General features: G+C 68.8%; 16 protein-coding genes. 4 read left to right on the top strand and 12 right to left on the bottom strand.

Annotated features, from left to right (window positions below; translation table 11 throughout):
- Nucleotides 1–74 precede the first annotated feature (74 nt).
- The 3 genes from LGM71_RS20915 to LGM71_RS20905 all read right to left on the bottom strand — a co-directional run bounded on the left by LGM71_RS20915 (nucleotide 75) and on the right by LGM71_RS20905 (nucleotide 3,672).
- Nucleotides 75–1,559: a DegQ family serine endoprotease gene (locus LGM71_RS20915; protein ID WP_124621412.1), complete on the bottom strand. Its 1,485-nt coding sequence runs from the start codon at nucleotides 1,557–1,559 to the stop codon at nucleotides 75–77.
- 100 nt (nucleotides 1,560–1,659) lie between these two features.
- Nucleotides 1,660–3,006: an ATP-binding protein gene (locus tag LGM71_RS20910; RefSeq protein ID WP_226116243.1), complete on the bottom strand. Its 1,347-nt coding sequence runs from the start codon at nucleotides 3,004–3,006 to the stop codon at nucleotides 1,660–1,662.
- 3 nt (nucleotides 3,007–3,009) lie between these two features.
- The gene (locus LGM71_RS20905) at nucleotides 3,010–3,672 is read right to left on the bottom strand and encodes a response regulator (RefSeq protein ID WP_059506787.1); all 663 of its coding nucleotides are present in this window, start codon (nucleotides 3,670–3,672) and stop codon (nucleotides 3,010–3,012) included.
- A 183-nt stretch (nucleotides 3,673–3,855) separates the two neighbouring features.
- Here LGM71_RS20905 and dacB point away from each other — a divergent pair, with 183 nt between their 5' ends.
- The 3 genes from dacB (at nucleotide 3,856) to LGM71_RS20890 (ending at nucleotide 7,895) form a co-directional block, all read left to right on the top strand.
- Nucleotides 3,856–5,388, top strand: a complete 1,533-nt coding sequence (gene dacB, locus LGM71_RS20900; protein WP_226116241.1) for a D-alanyl-D-alanine carboxypeptidase/D-alanyl-D-alanine-endopeptidase — start codon at nucleotides 3,856–3,858, stop codon at nucleotides 5,386–5,388.
- Nucleotides 5,389–5,743: 355 nt separating this feature from the next.
- Nucleotides 5,744–6,658: a sterol desaturase family protein gene (locus tag LGM71_RS20895; RefSeq protein ID WP_226116233.1), complete on the top strand. Its 915-nt coding sequence runs from the start codon at nucleotides 5,744–5,746 to the stop codon at nucleotides 6,656–6,658.
- Nucleotides 6,659–6,752: 94 nt separating this feature from the next.
- Nucleotides 6,753–7,895, top strand: a complete 1,143-nt coding sequence (locus LGM71_RS20890; protein WP_175817104.1) for an SGNH/GDSL hydrolase family protein — start codon at nucleotides 6,753–6,755, stop codon at nucleotides 7,893–7,895.
- 87 nt (nucleotides 7,896–7,982) lie between these two features.
- On the opposite strand, the gene LGM71_RS20885 is transcribed toward LGM71_RS20890, so the two are convergent.
- The 6 genes from LGM71_RS20885 to pyk all read right to left on the bottom strand — a co-directional run bounded on the left by LGM71_RS20885 (nucleotide 7,983) and on the right by pyk (nucleotide 14,779).
- Entirely contained in the window at nucleotides 7,983–9,011 is a 1,029-nt protein-coding gene (locus LGM71_RS20885) for an L-threonylcarbamoyladenylate synthase (RefSeq protein ID WP_226116232.1), read from the bottom strand.
- An 11-nt stretch (nucleotides 9,012–9,022) separates the two neighbouring features.
- Nucleotides 9,023–10,219, bottom strand: coding sequence for a 5-(carboxyamino)imidazole ribonucleotide synthase (locus LGM71_RS20880; RefSeq protein ID WP_226116231.1), 1,197 nt, complete (start codon nucleotides 10,217–10,219; stop codon nucleotides 9,023–9,025).
- 88 nt (nucleotides 10,220–10,307) lie between these two features.
- A complete protein-coding gene (gene purE, locus LGM71_RS20875) occupies nucleotides 10,308–10,829 on the bottom strand; it encodes a 5-(carboxyamino)imidazole ribonucleotide mutase (protein WP_012364611.1) in 522 nt (173 codons plus the stop codon).
- Nucleotides 10,830–10,846: 17 nt separating this feature from the next.
- Nucleotides 10,847–11,737, bottom strand: coding sequence for a phosphoribosylaminoimidazolesuccinocarboxamide synthase (locus LGM71_RS20870; RefSeq protein WP_059607933.1), 891 nt, complete (start codon nucleotides 11,735–11,737; stop codon nucleotides 10,847–10,849).
- A gap of 219 nt (nucleotides 11,738–11,956) precedes the next feature.
- Nucleotides 11,957–13,021 (bottom strand): class II fructose-bisphosphate aldolase, encoded by a 1,065-nt coding sequence (gene fba, locus LGM71_RS20865; protein WP_014896168.1) that lies wholly within the window; start codon nucleotides 13,019–13,021, stop codon nucleotides 11,957–11,959.
- Nucleotides 13,022–13,342: 321 nt separating this feature from the next.
- Nucleotides 13,343–14,779 (bottom strand): pyruvate kinase, encoded by a 1,437-nt coding sequence (gene pyk / locus LGM71_RS20860; protein ID WP_059607932.1) that lies wholly within the window; start codon nucleotides 14,777–14,779, stop codon nucleotides 13,343–13,345.
- Here pyk and LGM71_RS33190 point away from each other — a divergent pair.
- Entirely contained in the window at nucleotides 14,778–14,906 is a 129-nt protein-coding gene (locus tag LGM71_RS33190) for a hypothetical protein (RefSeq protein ID WP_256097633.1), read from the top strand. The two genes, pyk and LGM71_RS33190, sit on opposite strands and share 2 nt — an antisense overlap.
- 157 nt (nucleotides 14,907–15,063) lie before the next feature.
- Here the strand turns inward: LGM71_RS33190 and LGM71_RS20855 are convergent, their stop codons facing one another.
- From LGM71_RS20855 to LGM71_RS20845, 3 genes are all read right to left on the bottom strand, one after another.
- The gene (locus tag LGM71_RS20855) at nucleotides 15,064–16,260 is read right to left on the bottom strand and encodes a phosphoglycerate kinase (protein ID WP_006481732.1); all 1,197 of its coding nucleotides are present in this window, start codon (nucleotides 16,258–16,260) and stop codon (nucleotides 15,064–15,066) included.
- A 280-nt stretch (nucleotides 16,261–16,540) separates the two neighbouring features.
- Nucleotides 16,541–16,864, bottom strand: a complete 324-nt coding sequence (locus LGM71_RS20850; protein ID WP_226116230.1) for an AzlD domain-containing protein — start codon at nucleotides 16,862–16,864, stop codon at nucleotides 16,541–16,543.
- Nucleotides 16,861–17,616 carry an AzlC family ABC transporter permease gene (locus LGM71_RS20845; RefSeq protein WP_226116229.1) on the bottom strand — a complete coding sequence of 252 codons (756 nt, stop codon included), beginning with the start codon at nucleotides 17,614–17,616 and terminating at the stop codon, nucleotides 16,861–16,863. The genes LGM71_RS20850 and LGM71_RS20845 overlap by 4 nt, the downstream gene beginning before the upstream one ends.
- Between the last annotated feature and the right edge of the window lie 72 nt (nucleotides 17,617–17,688).

The raw sequence follows: 17,688 nt of genomic DNA, 5'->3' as shown, positions 1-17,688 counted from the left end.
GGAACACGGCACCACGGGTCGAACGCCGGCGGCGCCCGCCAAGGCCGGCGAGGCCGGCCCGCAGCGGCCGCCGGTCAGCTCAGGTCGACCGGCACGAAGATCTGTGCATTATCGCGCTGGATCAGGAGAGCAAGACTGTTGCCCGCTCCCTTGACCGCGTCGCGCAACTGCTCGGGGCTCGTGACCGGGCGGCCGTTCACCGCGAGGATCACGTCGCCGGGCTGGATGCCCGCGCTGGCCGCCGGGCCGCCGGCCTGCTGCACGATCAGCCCGTGCGACAAGCTGGTTGCGCTGCGCTCCTGCGGCGTGAGCGGACGCACCGCGACGCCGAGGCGCCCCTGCTCGACGGGGCCGCCGTCGTTCGAGGCCAGCTTCGCGTCGGTCATCGCGCCGAGCGTCACGCTGATCGACTTCCTCGACTTGTCGCGCCACACCTGCAGATCGGCCTTCGAGCCCGGCTTCAGGTTCGCGATCTGCGCGGGCAGCGACGTGGAGTCGGCGACCGGCGAGCCGTTGACCGCGAGGATCACGTCGCCCGGCTGCAAGCCCGCCTTCGCGGCCGGGCCGTTCGGGTCGACCGAACTGACGAGCGCGCCGTCCGGCTTCTGCAGTCCGAACGAGCTCGCGAGCGTCTGGTTCAGCCCCTGCACGGCGACCCCGAGGCGGCCCCGGCTCACGTGCCCCGTCTTCACGAGCTCGTCCTTGACCTTGATCGCCTCGTTGATCGGAATCGCGAACGACAGGCCCTGGAAGCCACCCGTCTGCGAGTAGATCATCGAGTTGATGCCGATCACCTCGCCCTGCAGGTTGAACAGCGGGCCGCCCGAGTTGCCGGGGTTCACCGGCACGTCGGTCTGGATGAACGGCGTGTAGTTCTCGTCGGGCAGCGAACGCGATTTCGCGCTGATGATGCCGGACGTGACCGTGTTGTCGAAGCCGTACGGCGAACCGATCGCGACGACCCACTGGCCGACCTTGCTTTGCGCCGGGTCGCCGATCTTCACGGTCGGCAGGCCGCTCGCGTCGATCTTCAACACCGCGACGTCGGACTGCTTGTCGGCGCCGACGACCTTCGCCTTGTACTCGCGCTTGTCGGTCAGCTTGACCGTGACGACGTTCGCGCCGTCGATCACGTGCGCGTTGGTGAGGATGTACCCGTCCGCGCTGACGATGAATCCCGAACCGAGGCTCGCGCTCGGCTGGTCGTCCGGCTGCGTGTCGCCGCCCATGCCCGGCACCTGGCCGTAGAAGTGCTTGAAGAACTGGTAGAACGGATCGCTCGGATCGATCGGCAGCTGCGGCTGTGGCACACGCCGCGACACCTGCTTCACGACGTGCTTCGCGCTGATGTTCACGACGGCCGGGCCGTAAGTTTCGACCAGCCCGGAGAAATCGGGAATGCCGGTCTTCGCCGCGGCCTCGGCCGGCATGAGCGCGGCGGCCTGCGCGGGCGTGATGATCTGCGGATCGGCGCGGCGGGTGCCTGCGACATAGCCGGCAGACAGGGCAGCCGCCACGGCGACCGCGACGGCGCCGCGCGCAAGGAATCGGGTGTTCATCGTAGGACCTCCTCGTTGTTAGGACGCAGCGTAACGACCCTGACTTAAAGGAGGCTTAATCGACCTTAAACGGGGCTTAGGCCGCCACCCGCGTGGTTCGTCATACGGATTCGGACACCTGCGGCGCCTGCGCCGGCATCTCGGCGTCTCGGAACACGACGCTCACGAGCAGGCCGCCTGCGGCCGCGTCGCCGAGCGTCACCGTCGCGCCCTGCTGCGCCGCGACGCGCTTGACGATCGCCAGCCCGAGCCCGCTGCCCGACACGTCGGCGCGCGCCCGCGCGGAGCTGTCCCGGTAGAAGCGGTCGAACACGCGTTCGCGCTCGTCCGCCGGGATGCCGGGGCCGCTGTCGCCGATCTGTACGCACACGCGGCCGGCCGCGTCGCGGGTCAGCGACACGTCGATGCGGCCGCCGTCCGGCGTGTACTTCACCGCGTTGTCGAGCAGGTTGCCGAACATCACGCGCAGCGCGCCGACATCCGCGACGACGGTCGCCGCGCAGCTCTCCTCGAAGCCGAGATCGATGCTGTGCCGTTGCGCGAGCGGTGCATGCGCGGCCACGCATTCGACGAGCAGCGCCTGCAGGTCGACCGGCTCGCGCATCGTGGCGCCGTCCGGTTCGGCACGCGCCAGCGCGAGCAACTGCTCGGCGAGGCGCGTCGCGCGCGTGACGCCGTCCTGCAGATCGGCGACCGCCTCGCGGCGCGACGTATCGTCCTTCGCGCGCGCGACGAGCTGCGCCTGGATCTGCACGGCCGCGAGTGGCGTGCGCAGTTCGTGCGCGGCATCGGCGAAGAAGGCCTTCTGCGTATCGAGCGCCGCCGACAGCCGCGCAAGCAGCCCGTTCAGCGCACGCACGAGCGGCTGCACCTCGAGCGGCAGGCGCGCATCGGGTAGCGGATCGAGCGCTTCGGGCCGGCGCGTCTCGACCGCGCGCGTCACGCGGCCGAGCGGCGCGAGCCCGCGCCCGACGATCACCCAGACCGCCGCGCCGAGGAACGGCAGCAGCACGATCAGCGGCCACAGCGTGCGCAGCGCCACGTTCGCCGCGAGCCGGTTGCGCACCGACAGCGGCTGCGCGAGCTGCACGACGTTGTCGCCGACGATCGCGCCGTACACGCGCCATTCGCCGCGATCGGTGCGCTCGGTCGAGAAGCCGAGCTCCGCGCGCGGCGCGATCGGCGCACGCGGATGCGAGAAGTACATCAGCACGCCGTTGCGGTTCCAGATCTGGATCACGATGCCCTCGTCGCCGTTGGTGCGCGAACCGAACACCTGCGAGAACGGCTCGGACGGCAGCGCCGCGGCGATTTCCTGCAGCTGGTAGTCGAACAATTCGTTCGCCTCGGCGAGCGCCTGCCGGTAGATGAGCCAGCCCGCGGCGCCCACGCCCGCGACGACGATCGCGAGCAGCCAGATCAGCAATTGATGACGAATCGACCTCACGCGTCAGCTTTCCTTGACGACCATGTAGCCGAGCCCGCGCACGTTGCGGATCAGGTCCGAACCGAGCTTCTTGCGCAGCGCATGGATGTAGACCTCGACCGTGTTGCTGCCGATCTCCTCGCCCCAGCCGTACATCTTTTCCTCGAGCTGACTCTTCGACAGCACCGCACCGGGCCGCGCGAGCAGCGCCTCGAGCAGCGCGAACTCGCGCGCGGACAGCGCGACGGGCGCGCCGTCGAGCGTCACCTGGTGCGCCGCGGGATCGAGCGTCAGCGCGCCGTGACGGATCAGCGACTCGCTGCGCCCCGCCTGGCGGCGGATCAGCGCGCGCATCCGCGCGCCCAGTTCGTCGAGGTCGAACGGCTTGACGAGGTAGTCGTCGGCGCCCGCGTCGAGCCCCTTCACGCGATCGGCCACCGCATCGCGCGCGGTGACGATCAGCACCGGCAGCGACAGCCCGCGCGCGCGCAGCGTGCGCAGCACGTCGATGCCGTCGCGCTTCGGCAGGCCGAGGTCGAGCAGCAGCAGGTCGTACGTCTCGCCGCCGAGCGCCGTGAGCGCGGCATCGCCGTCCTGCACCCAGTCGACTGCGAAGCCGTCGGCGCGCAACGCCTTGCGTACGCCCTCGGCAATCATTCGATCGTCTTCAACAAGCAGAATCCGCATCGGAGCTGGAACCCATCGGGCGAGTGAAACATGGCGACCATTGTAGCGCCGCGAATCGCGTGCGCCCCGTGCAATGCAACAGAAAGGCAGATCGCCGGGAGCGTGTCCGCACTTGTCTCTACAATGTGCGCTCCGGCGCCGCGCGCGCTCTGCCCGAATCCCGTGCTTTTCCCGTATTCGCCCATGCCGATTTCCGATCTTTCCGCCCGGTTCGCCCCCCGCGCCCGCCCCTTCCTGCGCGCGGCCGCCGTCGTCGCCACCTGCACGGCCCTTGCGTTCGCACCGTCCGCGCAGGCCCGCAAGAAGTCCCACAAGGAGGCGCGCAAGACCGCCGTCGTGTCGCCCGCCGCGCGGGCGGCCGGCCTGCCGGCGTCCGTGCTCGTGGCGCTGCAGCGCGCGAAGGTGCCGGCCTCGGCGATGAGCGTTGTGGTCGAGCGCGTCGGCGATCCCGAGCCGCTGATCGCATGGAATGCGAACCGGCCGATGATGCCGGCGTCGACGATGAAGCTCGTCACGACCTTCTCGGGCCTGTCGATCCTCGGCCCCGACTACCGCTGGCGCACCACCGCGTACGCGGACGGCCCGGTCGATCCGGACGGCACGCTGCAGGGCAACCTGTACATCAAGGGCACCGGCGATCCGAAGCTCGTACCGGAGGAACTGATCGACCTCGTCGACAAGATCCGCAAGGCCGGCATCAAGCGCGTGGCCGGCGGCCTCGTGCTCGACAAGAGCTATTTCGCCGCGTCGACGCGCGACCTGCCGTCGTTCGACGACGACGCGAGCGCACCGTACAACGTCGGCCCCGATCCGCTGCTGTACGCGTTCAAGGCCGTGTCGTTCACGGTCACGCCGGGCGACGACGGCAAGGTCGCCGTCGACGTGCTGCCGCCGCTCGCGAACCTGTCGATCGACAACCAGCTGGTCGAAGGCAACGGGTCGTGCGGCGCGGCGGCGGCCGCCGCGCGTCCGACACTGTCGGCCGGCAGCGGGATCATGACCGCGTCGTTCGCCGGCGACTATCCGCTGCGCTGCGGCGCGCACACGACCAACCTCGCGATCCTCGATCACACGACGTTCTTCACGCGCGGCTTCCTCGCACTGTGGCAGCAGGACGGCGGCACGATCGCGGGCCCCGTCAGCGAAGGCAAGGTGCCGACCACCGCGCGCCCGCTCGCCGTCCATCACAGCCCCGTGCTCGGCAGCATCGTCTACGACATCAACAAGTTCAGCAACAACGTGATGGCGCGCAACCTGTTCCTGACGATCGGCGCAGCCGCCGGCAAGCCGCCCGCGAGCCCCGAGCAGTCGAGCCACGCGATTCACGCGTTCCTGCAGAAGAGCGGAATCGCGATGCCCGACCTCGACCTCGAGAACGGCTCGGGCCTGTCGCGCGAGGAGCACGTCAGCGCGCAGTCGCTCGCTGCGCTGCTTCAGGCCGCGAACGCGAGCCCCGTCGCGCAGGCGTTCATCGATTCGCTGCCGATCGCCGGCATCGACGGCACGATGAAGAACCGCCTGACCAACGCCGGCGTGCTCGGCAACGCGCACATCAAGACCGGCACGCTGCGCGACGTGCGCGCGATCGCGGGCTACGTCGCGGGCGCCGACGGCCAGAGCTACGTCGTCGTCAGTTTCATCAACGACGATCACGCGGAAGCCGCGCGCGCCGCGCACGACACGCTGCTCGAATGGATCTACGCGGGCGCGCACTGACGACGTACTCGCCGCGGCGCGGCGCACGCATGCCACGCTGTCGGCGTGCGTCGATTCGCGGGGAGACACCGTGCATCGGGCGCCCCGTCCTCGGGGATTTCGCCCCGTGCGGTTTGAAACGGCCTCGGCCGCCGGCGCGCCGCGCACGGCCCGCCAGATGTGCCCGCAAAACGGGGCCGCACCGCGAGGCCCCGTTCCGCATGACTTCCGTAGAAACCCTGTCCTCAGAGGGAACCCTCTACGCTGCCCCCTCGCCTAGCGCGTGGCGATTGCGTAGGCTGTTGGCCTGACCGATATCTACAACGGGCCGTACGCCCGGCCTCACGGCTTGCAGGGGAAAGGAGGAGACACGTCCATGCGATTCGACGTCGAATTGCTTCTGCTCGCGCTGGCGCCCGTCTTCCTGCTCTGCATCGCGTGGGAAGCCTGGCACCTCGCCCGCACGCGTGCGCAGGACCATGTCTATGCGTGGCGCGACACGCTGTGCAACGCGGCACTCGCACTGATGCACCAGGGCGCCGACAAGCTCGCGTGGCTGTTCGTGATCCCCGTTTATGCGTACTGCTACGCACATTTCCGGCTGTTCACGTGGCACGACGGCTGGCTGTCGTTCGCCGTGCTGTTCGTCGGCCAGGACTTCCTCTACTACGTGTTCCATCGCGCGAGCCATCGCGTGCGCTGGCTGTGGGCCGCGCACGTCGTGCATCACTCGTCCGAGCGGATGAATTTCTCGACCGCGTTCCGGCAGAGCCTGATGTATCCCGTCGCAGGCATGTGGGCGTTCTGGCTGCCGCTCGCGTTCGTCGGCTTTCCGCCGCAACAGATCGTCGGCATCGTGCTGATCAACCTCGCGTTCCAGTTCTTCGTGCACACGCAGGCGATCGGCAAGCTCGGCTGGCTCGAATACGTGCTCAACACGCCGTCGATCCATCGCGCGCACCATGCACGCAACCCCCGCTACATCGACCGCAATTACGCAGGTGTGCTCGTGATCTGGGACCGCCTGTTCGGCAGCTACGTCGAGGAGTCGCCCGACGATCCGCCGCAATACGGGATCGTCGAGCCGCTCGGCTCGAACAACCCGCTCGTCGCGACGTTTCACGAGTGGGTGTCGATGGCGGCCGACGCGTTGCGCGTCCACGGATGGCGCAACAAGCTGCGCGCGATTTTCGGCCCGCCCGAATGGGCGAGCGCTTATCATGCGCGGATTGCCGAGGCCGCAAACCACGATCCGCGCACCGTGCCGCTTGCGGCCGTGCGCGACCAATAACCGTTTCAGCCAACGGCCGCCGCGCAGCCCGGATCCGAGCAGGCGCGCGGCAGATGAGAAACACATCGGGCCATATCTACGAGGAGATCGAACGATGCAGTCACAACAACAATTCCCGTCGCGCAACCGTCAACGCCTGCTGCGCACCGTGCAGGTCGCGATCGCGGGCGCCGCGCTCGCCCTGCTCGCCGCGTGCGGCGGCGGTGACGACAACAACAGCAGCGCGTCGAACACGCCGCCGTCCGGCGTGAAGATGCAGGTCGTGTCGTTCGGCGACAGCCTGTCGGACGCCGGCACCTACTCGCAGATCAAGCTCGGCTTCGGCGGCGGCCGCTTCACGACCAACCCCGGCCAGGTGTGGACGCAGGACGTCGCGCAGTATTACGGCGACACGCTGCAGCCGGCGAACCAGGGCGGCTTCGGCATTCCGCTGCAGGCCACGGGCGGCCTCGGCTACGCGCAGGGCGGCTCGCGCGTGACGCTGCAACCGGGTCTCGGCCACGCGGCCTCGAGCGTGCCGAACGCCGACTACGCACAGGCCACGACGACGCCGATCGCCGACCAGGTCAAGCAATACCTGACGCAGCACGGCAGCTTCAACGCGGGCCAGATCGTGCTGGTCAACGGCGGCGCCAACGACATCTTCTATCAGGCACAGGTCGCGCAGGCGCAGGGCAACACGCCGGCCGCGCAGCTCGCGGCCGCGCAGGCGATCGGCCTCGCCGCGCAGCAGCTCGGCGGCATCGTCCAGCAGATCGTCGCGGCGGGCGCGTCGCACGTGTTCGTCGCGACGGTGCCGGACATCGGCGGCACGCCGCTCGCGCTGCAGGGCGGCGCGCAGACGCAGGCCGCATTCACGCAACTGTCGGGGCTGTTCAACCAGACGCTGGTCGGCACGCTCGCCGCGCTGAAGGTCGACACGACGAAGTACGCCGTGGTCGACGCGTTCAAGTGGCAGGACGGCATCGCGGCCAACTACCAGGCGAACGGCTTCAGCGTGTCGAACACCGACACCGCATGCAACCTGAAGGCGATGGTCGCGGCGGCGACCCAGTACGGCGTCGCGGATGCAACCGCCTTCGGCTCGTCGCTGTTCTGCTCGCCGCAGACCTACACGACCGCCAACGCGGACCAGACCTACATGTTCGCCGACTTGGTCCACCCGACGACGCGCTTGCACGCGCTGTTCGCGCAGTACGTCGAGCAGCAGATCGCGGCCTCGGGCGTCGGCAAGTAAGCCGAGCGCCACGCGCACAAACGAAAACGCCCGACCGATTCGCCGGTCGGGCGTTTTTCATTTCACGAGCGGATACGAACGGCTGCGTCAGTCGCGCGCTTCGAACGCGGCGGCCGCACGACCGAGGCGATCGTTGACCGCGATCCATTCGACGGTCTCGGGCAGTTTCTCGACGAGGATACGTGCGACCTGCGCGCGGTCGAGCGCGCGCAGCATGCCGTACAGGTCGCGCGCATACGCCTGCGGATCTTCCGGCGCCGCGACGAAATGCACGCCGTCGGCGTGCGCCCAGCGTCCCGCGCGCGACGCGCGCGCGACGAGCGCGACACGTTCGCCGTCGGTCTGCGCGGCCGCGAGCAGTAGCTCGAGTGCATCGAACGGCAGCAGCGCGAGCGGCGTGCGCGGCGCGTAATGGGCCTTCAGCGTGCCCGACGCGCGCGGCGCGGTCGCGTCGCTGCCGTCGGGCAGGCGCGGCGCGCGGCCGAGCACGTCGGCAATCTGCTGCGGCGTCACGTGGCCCGGGCGCAGCAGCGCCGGGAAGCCACGCGACAGGTCGAGGATCGTCGATTCGATGCCGACTTCCGACGGGCCGCCATCGAGTACGTGCACGGCGTCGCCGAATTCGTCGCGCACGTGTTGAGCGGTGGTCGGGCTCACGTGGCCGAAGCGGTTCGCGGACGGGGCGGCGACGCCGCCGTGGCCGCCGCGCCGCGCACTGAACGCGGCCAGCAGCGCCTGCGCGACCGGATGCGACGGACAGCGCAGGCCGACCGAATCCTGGCCGCCGCTCACGGCGTCCGGAATGCGCGCATGGCGCTTCAGGATCAGCGTCAGCGGGCCCGGCCAGAATGCATCGATCAGCGCCTGCGCATCGGCCGGCAGGTCTTCGGCCCAGTAACCGGGATCGCCGCCGGGCGGCAGGTGCACGATCACCGGATGGTTCGCCGGGCGCCCCTTCGCCGCGTAGATGCGCGCGACGGCCTCGGGATTCGCCGCGTCGCCGCCGAGCCCGTACACGGTTTCGGTCGGGAATGCGACGAGTTGCCCCGCGTCGAGCAGCGCGGCAGCCGCGTCGATCTGCGCGGGCGTCACGGAGGTCGGGAGATCGATGGACATCGGCTGGCGCCTCAGTCGAGCGGCACGCGCAGCAGCTGCGCGCACGCGGTGGCGGCAGCGACGGCTTCGTCGCGCGTCTCGGCCGTGAAGTTCACGTGGCCCATCTTGCGCCCGACGCGCGCTTCTTCCTTGCCGTACAGGTGCAGGTGCGCGGCCGGCATGGCGGCGACCGTGTCCCACGGCGGCGTGACGGCGTCGGCTGCGCCACCGTTCGGGAACCACACGTCGCCGAGGATGTTCAGCATCGCGGCCGGCGAATGCTGGCGCGGGTTGCCGAGCGGCATGCGCGTCATCGCGCGCACCTGCTGCTCGAACTGGCTCGTTGCGCACGCATCGACCGTGTAGTGGCCGGAGTTGTGCGGGCGTGGCGCCATTTCGTTCGCGACGAACGAGCCGTCTTCCAGCACGAAGAATTCGACGCAGAGCACGCCGACGTAGCCGAGCGTATCGGCGATCCGGACGGCTGCCTGCTGCGCCTCCTCGACGCGTGCGGCATCGGCGGCCGGGGCCGGCACGACGGTCAGCGCGAGGATGCCGTTGTGATGCACGTTCTGCGCGAGCGGGAATGCGGCCGAGCGGCCGTCCGCGCCGCGCGCGATCAGCGCGGACACTTCGTATTTCAGCGGCAGGCGCTTTTCGAGCACGCACGGCACGCCGCCGAGCGACGCATGCGCGTCGCGCGCTTCCCGCGCGGTGCTCACGCGCACCTGGCCCTTGCCGTCGTAACCGAGACGCGCCGTCTTCAGGATGCCCGGCAGCACCGCGTCGAGCGCGGCGTCGTCGAGCGCGGCGAGCGTCGCCGCCGATTCGATCACGACGTGCGGTGCGACCGGCACACCCGACGCCTCGATGAAACGCTTCTCCGCGATCCGGTCCTGCGCGACCGCGACGCAGCGGCCGGCCGGCGCAACGAACGTCGTGCGCGCGAGGAAATCGAGGCTCGCGGCCGGCACGTTCTCGAATTCCGTCGACACGGCCTCGCACAGCGCGGCCAGTTCGGCGAGCGCCGCTTCGTCGTCGTAGGCCGCGCGCAGGTGACGGTCGGCGACCGCGCCGGCGGGGCTCGTCGGATCGGGATCGAGCACGGCGACGCGATAGCCCATCGACTGGGCGGCAAAGCAGAACATGCGGCCGAGCTGGCCACCGCCGACCATGCCCAGCCACGCGCCGGGCAGGATCGGGGAAACGGAATCAGGAGTTGCGGTCATGTCAGTGTTCGGTCGCGGCGGGCGCCGCCCGCCGCAGTGATGAGGATCAGGCGGCCGCGGGAATGGCAGTGCGGCCGCCGGTGCGCCGTCACGCGAGCGGCGGCAGCACCATCGCGTGCGCGGCTTCGTTCTGTCGCACGCGGAACGCGGCGAGCCGGTTCGCGTAGTCGACCGACGTGCCGGACAGGATCGACACCGCGAACAGAGCGGCATTCGCAGCGCCGGCCTCGCCGATCGCGAACGTCGCGACCGGCACGCCCTTCGGCATCTGCACGATCGAGTGCAGCGAATCGACGCCCTTCAGGTACTTGCTCGCGACCGGTACGCCGAGCACCGGCACCGTGGTTTTCGCGGCCAGCATGCCGGGCAGGTGCGCGGCACCGCCGGCGCCAGCGATGATCGCGCGCAGTCCGCGCTCGCGCGCCTTCTCCGCATAGTCGAACATCTCGTCGGGCATCCGGTGCGCGGACACGACCTTCGCTTCGTACGGTACGCCGAATTCCTGCAGGATCGCGACCGCGTTCTTCATCACGTCCCAGTCGGAACTCGAACCCATCAGCACGCCGACGAGCGGCGCGCTGTGCGTGTGGGCAGTCTGGACTTCACTCATTTCGTGCGTTCCTTCCTTCAGGCGAGCGGCTGGCCGGTGATGCGCTCGAGCGCTTCCTGGTACTTCGCGGCCGTCTTCTCGACGACGTCGGCCGGCAGTGCCGGTGCCGGCGCGGTCTTGCCCCACGGCTGCGCCTCGAGCCAGTCGCGCACGAACTGCTTGTCGAACGACGGCGGGTTGGTGCCGACCTGGTACTGGTCGGCCGGCCAGAAGCGCGACGAATCGGCCGTCAGCACCTCGTCCATCAGGTACAGCTTGCCGTGATTGTCGAGGCCGAATTCGAACTTCGTGTCGGCGATGATGATGCCGCGCGTCGCCGCGTAATCGGCCGCTTCCTTGTACAGGCGGATCGAGATGTCGCGGATCGTCGCGGCCAGCTCGGTGCCGATGCGGCGCTCGGTTTCCTCGAACGTGATGTTCTCGTCGTGCTCGCCCATCTCGGCCTTCGCGGCCGGCGTGAAGATCGGCTCGGGCAGCTTCTGCGCGTTCTGCAGGCCTTCCGGCAGCTTCACGCCGCACACGGCGCCCGACGCCTGGTATTCCTTCCAGCCGCTGCCCGCCAGGTAGCCGCGCACGACCGCCTCGATCATGATCGGCTCGAGGCGCTTGACGACCACGCCGCGCCCCTTGACCTGCTCGACCTCGTCGGCCGAGACGACCGCTTCCGGCGCGTCGCCCGTCAGGTGGTTCGGCACGATGTGCGCGAGCTTGTCGAACCAGAAGTTCGCCATCTGGTTCAACACGCGACCCTTGTTCGGAATCGGCTCACCCATGATCACGTCGAATGCCGACAGGCGATCCGTCGTGACGATCAGGAGCTTGTCGTTGCCGACCGCGTAGTTGTCGCGGACCTTGCCGCGACCGAGGAGCGGCAGCGAGCGGAGCGTGGATTCGTAAAGGGTAGACATCGTCTTTTCGCAGATAAGGAGCCAAACAAAAAGGGAAACGCCGTTCCCCGCGGCAGGCGGGAACGGCGGTCTTGCAATGCGTCGGCGAACCGGCGGGCGACAGCGCCCGGGCGGTTGCCGGCCGGCCCTCGTTCGGCCGGACGGAGCGGCTGCGGGGCCGGATCAAATCCGGCCGGACAGCCTTGCCTCAGCCTTTCGGCGCGGCAATCGTACTACATCTCAGCGCACGACCTGCGCGAGTGCGCCGGACTTGTACTGCTCGGCGATCTTGTCGAGCGACACCGGCTTGATCTTCGCGGCCTGGCCTTCGCAGCCGAACGCGAGGTAGCGGTCGACACACACCTGCTTCGCCGCTTCACGCGCGGGCTTCAGGTAGTCGCGCGGATCGAACTTGCCCGGGTTCTCGAACAGGTAGCGGCGGATCGCGCCGGTGATCGCGAGACGCAGGTCGGTGTCGATGTTGATCTTGCGCACGCCGTGCTTGATGCCTTCCTGGATTTCCTCGACCGGCACGCCGTAGGTTTCCTTCATGTCGCCGCCGAATTCGCGGATCTCGGCCAGCAGTTCCTGCGGCACCGACGACGAACCGTGCATCACCAGGTGCGTGTTCGGGATGCGTGCGTGAATTTCCTTGATGCGCTGGATCGACAGGATGTCGCCCGTCGGCTTCTTCGAGAACTTGTACGCGCCGTGCGACGTGCCGATCGCGATCGCGAGCGCGTCGCACTGCGTGAGCTTCACGAAGTCGGCGGCCTGCTCCGGATCGGTCAGCAGTTGCTCGCGGGTCATCGTGCCTTCCGCGCCATGGCCGTCTTCCTTGTCGCCCTTCATCGTCTCGAGCGAGCCGAGCACGCCGAGTTCGGCTTCGACCGTCACGCCGATCGAGTGCGCCATCTCGACGACCTTGCGCGACACGTCGACGTTGTATTCGTACGAGGCGACCGTCTTGCCGTCGGCTTCGAGCGAACCGTCCATCATCACGCTGGTGAAGCCGCTGCGGATCGCGCCCATGCACACGGCCGGCGACTGGCCGTGGTCCTGGTGCATCACGACCGGGATGTGCGGATACGACTCGACCGCTGCTTCGATCAGGTGGCGCAGGAACGGCTCGCCAGCGTACTTACGCGCGCCGGCCGATGCCTGCATGATCACGGGCGCGCCGACCTGATCCGCCGCCGCCATGATCGCCTGGACCTGCTCCAGGTTGTTCACGTTGAAGGCCGGCAGGCCGTAACCGTGCTCTGCCGCGTGGTCCAGCAATTGACGCATTGATACGAGAGGCATTGTGGAACTCCTTGGAATGAAAACCGGTGCGCCCTGACGCCGGCGCGGCGCTCGCTCCCCGTCGAAACCGGGGCGGCACGGCGCGGCTGAGCGTCGAATAGCCGCATTTTATCGCGAAGCGCCTCCGATTCCGACCGGCCGGTGGCGCGTACTCGCAATTTGTTACCTTCGCACGGCACAATCCAGGCAAAAAACAGAAAAAAAGCCGCGCGGGGCATCGGACCCCGCGCGGCTTTCGTCAAAAAAATGGTGCCCGATCGGCTCGGGCGGCCGGTGGACCGGCCAACGGACCGAACGGACCGGCCCGATGCATGCCGGTGCTCAATAGTGCTCGCCGACCCGCACGATCTTCAGCGTGTTGGTGCCGCCCGCTTGCCCCATCGGCTCGCCGACGGTCAGCACGACCATGTCGCCGTGCTGCACGTAGCCCTGCTTGACGACGAGCTCCAGCGCCGCCTGCAGCGCCGAATCGCGATCGCTGTTGAAATCGACGTGCAGCGGCGTCACGTTGCGGTACAGCGCCATCGTGCGCTCGCTGCCGACGCGCGGCGTCAGCGCGAAGATCGGCACGTGCGTGTAGTGGCGCGACATCCACAGCGCGGTCGCGCCCGATTCGGTCAGCGCGATGATCGCCTTCGCGCCCAGGTGATACGCGGTGAACAGCGCGCCCATCGCGATCGACTGGTCGATCCGCGTGAACGTGCGGTCGAGGAAATCCTTGTCCAGCTCGACGTGTTCCGACTTTTCCGCCTCGACGCACACGGCCGCCATCGTCTCGATCGTGACGACCGGGTACTTGCCGGCGGCCGTCTCGGCCGACAGCATCACCGCGTCGGTGCCGTCGAGCACCGCGTTCGCGACGTCCGAGACCTCCGCGCGGGTCGGCACCGGCGCGTGGATCATCGACTCCATCATTTGCGTCGCGGTGATCACGAGCTTGTTCGACTCGCGCGCCATCCGGATCATCCGCTTCTGCAGCGCCGGCACGGCCGCGTTGCCGACTTCCACCGCGAGGTCGCCGCGCGCGACCATGATGCCGTCGGACGCGTCGAGAATGCTCTGCAGCGCCGGAATCGCCTCGGCGCGCTCGATCTTAGCGATCATCTTCGGCTTGATGCCGTAAGGCGCGCCCGCGATGTTCGCGAGCTGGCGCGCCATTTCCATGTCGGTGGCGTTCTTCGGGAACGACACCGCGACCAGATCCGCGCCGAGCGACATCGCCGTGCGGATGTCCTCCATGTCCTTCGCGGTCAGCGCGGGCGCCGACAGGCCGCCGCCCTGGCGGTTGATCCCCTTGTTGTTCGACAGCTCGCCGCCCACCTTGACGATCGTGTGGATCTCTTCGCCGAGCACGCGCTCGACGGTCAGCACGATCAGGCCGTCGTTCAGCAGCAGCAGGTCGCCCGGCTTCAGGTCGCGCGGCAGTTCCTTGTAGTCGAGGCCGACGCGCTCGTCGTTGCCGAGCTCACAGCCCGCGTCGAGGATGAAGGCCTGGCCCGGCACGAGGGTCGTCTTGCCGTTCTCGAACTTGCCGACGCGGATCTTCGGGCCCTGGAGGTCGGCCATGATCGCGATCTCGCGGCCGACCTTGCGGGCGGCCTCGCGCACCATCTCGGCGCGCTGGCGGTGATCGTCGGCCGTGCCGTGCGAAAAGTTGAGCCGCACGACGTCGAGGCCCGCCTGCATCATCTGCAGCAGAATCTCCGGCGAACTGGAAGCCGGGCCGATCGTGGCGACTATCTTGGTGGCGCGCTGCATGAAACTCCTCATCTGGATCAAGGTGGATGCGCTGGGTGAAACGCTGCGAGAGCCGGAATCGGCGGGCCCAGCGGCGGCCGTTCCGGGGGGCGTGCCGGTGCTTGCGCCCGGCATCGCTTTGTTCTGAATTTCGTGGTGCTGCACGGCCGCGTCGCCGGCGGCCGCCGGTGCACGCGGGGTCGAGTTCGCCCGCGCGGGCGCGCGTTTGCGCTTGCCCGCGCCGGCCGGCTGCTCCGCTTTCGCGGAGCGCGCGGCCCTCGTCACCCCTGCGCGCGCCGCCACGCTCAGGCCGCCCGCGTTTCCAGCACTTCCACCGCCGGCAGCTTCTTCCCCTCGAGGAACTCGAGGAAGGCGCCGCCGCCCGTCGAGATGTAGCTGACCTGGTCATGGATGCCGTACTTCGCGATGGCCGCGAGCGTGTCGCCGCCGCCCGCGATCGAGAACGCGGACGATTTCGCGATCGCTTCCGCGAGCGTCTTGGTGCCGTTGCCGAACTGGTCGAACTCGAACACGCCGACCGGGCCGTTCCACACGATCGTGCCGGCCTTCTCGAGCTGGCTCGCGAGCGCCTTGGCCGTATCCGGGCCGATGTCGAGGATCATGTCGTCCGCTTCGATGTCGGCGACCTGCTTCACCGTGGCCGCGGCCGTCGGCGAGAATTCCTTGGCCGTCACGACGTCGGTCGGGATCGGCACCGACGCGCCGCGCTCGCGCGCTTCGTCGATGATCGCCTTCGCCTCGGCAACGAGATCGGCTTCCGCGAGCGACTTGCCGATCGACAGGCCGGCCGCGAGCATGAACGTGTTCGCAATGCCGCCACCGACGATCAACTGGTCGACCTTGCCGGCCAGCGACTTGAGGATCGTCAGCTTGGTCGACACCTTCGAACCGGCGACGATCGCCACCAGCGGGCGAGCCGGGTTGCCGAGCGCCTTGCCCAGTGCGTCGAGTTCGGCGGCCAGCAGCGGGCCCGCGCACGCGACCGGCGCGTACTTCGCGATCCCGTGGGTGGTCGCTTCCGCGCGGTGCGCGGTGCCGAACGCGTCGTTCACGTAGACGTCGCAGAGCTTCGCCATCTTTTGCGCGAGCTCGTCCGAATTCTTCTTCTCGCCCTTGTTCACGCGGCAGTTCTCGAGCAGCACGACCTGGCCCGGCGCGACGTTCACGCCGTTCTCGACCCAGTTCGAGACGAGCGGCACGTCGCGGCCGAGCAACTCGGCGAGGCGCTTCGCGACCGGCGCGAGCGAATCTTCCGGCTTGAATTCGCCTTCGGTCGGACGACCGAGGTGCGACGTGACCATCACGGCCGCGCCGGCGTCGAGCGCGGCCTGGATGGCCGGCACGGACGCGCGCACGCGCGTGTCTTCGGTGATGTTGCCGTGATCGTCCTGCGGGACGTTCAGGTCGGCGCGGATGAACACCCGCTTGCCGGCGAGCTGGCCGGCGGCGATCAGGTCGGTAAGACGCTTGACTTGGCTCATGTTGAACAGATTGAAGTAGTGGATGGGGAAAGGGGGTTCACGCTGGACGTGCGCGGGCTGCCGCGAAAGGGCGCCGGATGCGGCCGTGGCTGGCGGTTCGCATGACGCGCACGGGTAAAAAATCTCGAACGGGCATTCTAGCCGATCCACCCGGCAGACTGACCCGTGCGGCGGCGAATTCCGCCTATTTGGGATCGCGCACGGCCGTCAACACGTTTCCGCAACGCAACAATAGATGCTCGCCAGCGGCCGGCACCCGGTGGGCGGGCACGGCGATTCGTCAGACGATCAGCCGCAGCACGGTGAAGACGAGCATCCCGACGATGATCGTGCCGAGCATGCTGCGCCGCCACAAAAACCAGCCGAGACCCGCGAGCGCGGCGTAGAACGGATGGTTGGACAGCGCGAACGACAGCCCGGCGGGCGTTTCGAGCACGTCGGGCAGCACGACCGCGACGAGCGCGGCGGCCGGCGCGTAGCGCAGCGCGCGCTGCGCGCGCTCGGGCAGCACGGTGCGTTCGCCGCCGATCAGGAACAGCGCGCGCGTGACGGCCGTGACGATCGTCATCCCGACGATCACGATCCAGATTTCCGTCGCGCTCATTCGATTTCCTTTTCGTGCACGGTTTCGGTGCGGATGCGGCGCCAGTCGGCGCGTTCGACGAAGAAATCGGCCGTGCACCCGGCCGCGAGCGCGGCCAGCACCGCGATCGGCAGCGCGAGCCGGTACGGCAGGTCGAACGCGATCAGCGACACGATGCCCGCCACCACGACGGCCGCGAGCGTCGAGCGGTTCGCGACCGCCGACACCATGATCGGAAGCAGCGCGAGCGTGCCGGCCAGCTCCAGCCCCCAGCTCGCGGGAACGAAGCTCGCGAGCAGGATGCCGGCGAGCGACGACACCTGCCACGACGCCCAGCTGGCGAGCGCCATCCCCCAGAAATAGGCCTCCTTGCCCGGCACGTGGCCGTACGCGAAGCCCTGTTTCTGGAACAGCAGGTAGATCACGTCGCCGTTGAAATAGCCGATCGCGAGGCGCCACCACAGCGGCAGGTAGGAAAAATGGGGCGCAAGCCCGGCGCTGAAGATCACGAAGCGCATGTTGACCATCGTGGCCGTGAGCAGGATCGTCCAGATCGGCAGCTTCGCGACGAGAAGCGGCAGCACCGCGAGCTGCGACGAGCCCGCATAGACGAAGATCGACATCGCGCTCGCCTGCCCGAGCGTCATCACCGACTTGCTCATCGCGACCCCGGTGACGAGCCCCCAGGACAGGATCGCCATCAGTGTCGGGGAATAGTCGCGCGCGCCCTGGATCAGCGCGAAGCGGTCGGTGGCGGAGAATCGAGCGAGCATGGGAAACGGGCCGCGGCGGGCGGTTCGTCGGGCCGCCGGCGCCTCCTGCCGGTACGACCCGTCGTTATTGGA

This window comes from Burkholderia sp. AU33545 (assembly GCF_020419685.1).
GTDB lineage: Bacteria > Pseudomonadota > Gammaproteobacteria > Burkholderiales > Burkholderiaceae > Burkholderia > Burkholderia diffusa.
This window is presented reverse-complemented; position numbering and strand designations above follow the sequence as displayed.

What these genes read in the sequence shown, in the direction of transcription:
- LGM71_RS20915 (WP_124621412.1), bottom strand. Translation starts at nt 1,559, where the DNA reads ATGAACACCCGATTCCTTGCGCGCGGCGCCGTCGCGGTCGCCGTGGCG.
- LGM71_RS20905 (WP_059506787.1), bottom strand. Translation starts at nt 3,672, where the DNA reads ATGCGGATTCTGCTTGTTGAAGACGATCGAATGATTGCCGAGGGCGTA.
- dacB (WP_226116241.1), top strand. Translation starts at nt 3,856, where the DNA reads ATGCCGATTTCCGATCTTTCCGCCCGGTTCGCCCCCCGCGCCCGCCCC.
- LGM71_RS20895 (WP_226116233.1), top strand. Translation starts at nt 5,744, where the DNA reads ATGCGATTCGACGTCGAATTGCTTCTGCTCGCGCTGGCGCCCGTCTTC.
- LGM71_RS20890 (WP_175817104.1), top strand. Translation starts at nt 6,753, where the DNA reads ATGCAGTCACAACAACAATTCCCGTCGCGCAACCGTCAACGCCTGCTG.
- LGM71_RS20885 (WP_226116232.1), bottom strand. Translation starts at nt 9,011, where the DNA reads ATGTCCATCGATCTCCCGACCTCCGTGACGCCCGCGCAGATCGACGCG.
- LGM71_RS20880 (WP_226116231.1), bottom strand. Translation starts at nt 10,219, where the DNA reads ATGACCGCAACTCCTGATTCCGTTTCCCCGATCCTGCCCGGCGCGTGG.
- purE (WP_012364611.1), bottom strand. Translation starts at nt 10,829, where the DNA reads ATGAGTGAAGTCCAGACTGCCCACACGCACAGCGCGCCGCTCGTCGGC.
- LGM71_RS20870 (WP_059607933.1), bottom strand. Translation starts at nt 11,737, where the DNA reads ATGTCTACCCTTTACGAATCCACGCTCCGCTCGCTGCCGCTCCTCGGT.
- fba (WP_014896168.1), bottom strand. Translation starts at nt 13,021, where the DNA reads ATGCCTCTCGTATCAATGCGTCAATTGCTGGACCACGCGGCAGAGCAC.
- LGM71_RS33190 (WP_256097633.1), top strand. Translation starts at nt 14,778, where the DNA reads ATGAAACTCCTCATCTGGATCAAGGTGGATGCGCTGGGTGAAACGCTG.
- pyk (WP_059607932.1), bottom strand. Translation starts at nt 14,779, where the DNA reads ATGCAGCGCGCCACCAAGATAGTCGCCACGATCGGCCCGGCTTCCAGT.
- LGM71_RS20855 (WP_006481732.1), bottom strand. Translation starts at nt 16,260, where the DNA reads ATGAGCCAAGTCAAGCGTCTTACCGACCTGATCGCCGCCGGCCAGCTC.
- LGM71_RS20850 (WP_226116230.1), bottom strand. Translation starts at nt 16,864, where the DNA reads ATGAGCGCGACGGAAATCTGGATCGTGATCGTCGGGATGACGATCGTC.
- LGM71_RS20845 (WP_226116229.1), bottom strand. Translation starts at nt 17,616, where the DNA reads ATGCTCGCTCGATTCTCCGCCACCGACCGCTTCGCGCTGATCCAGGGC.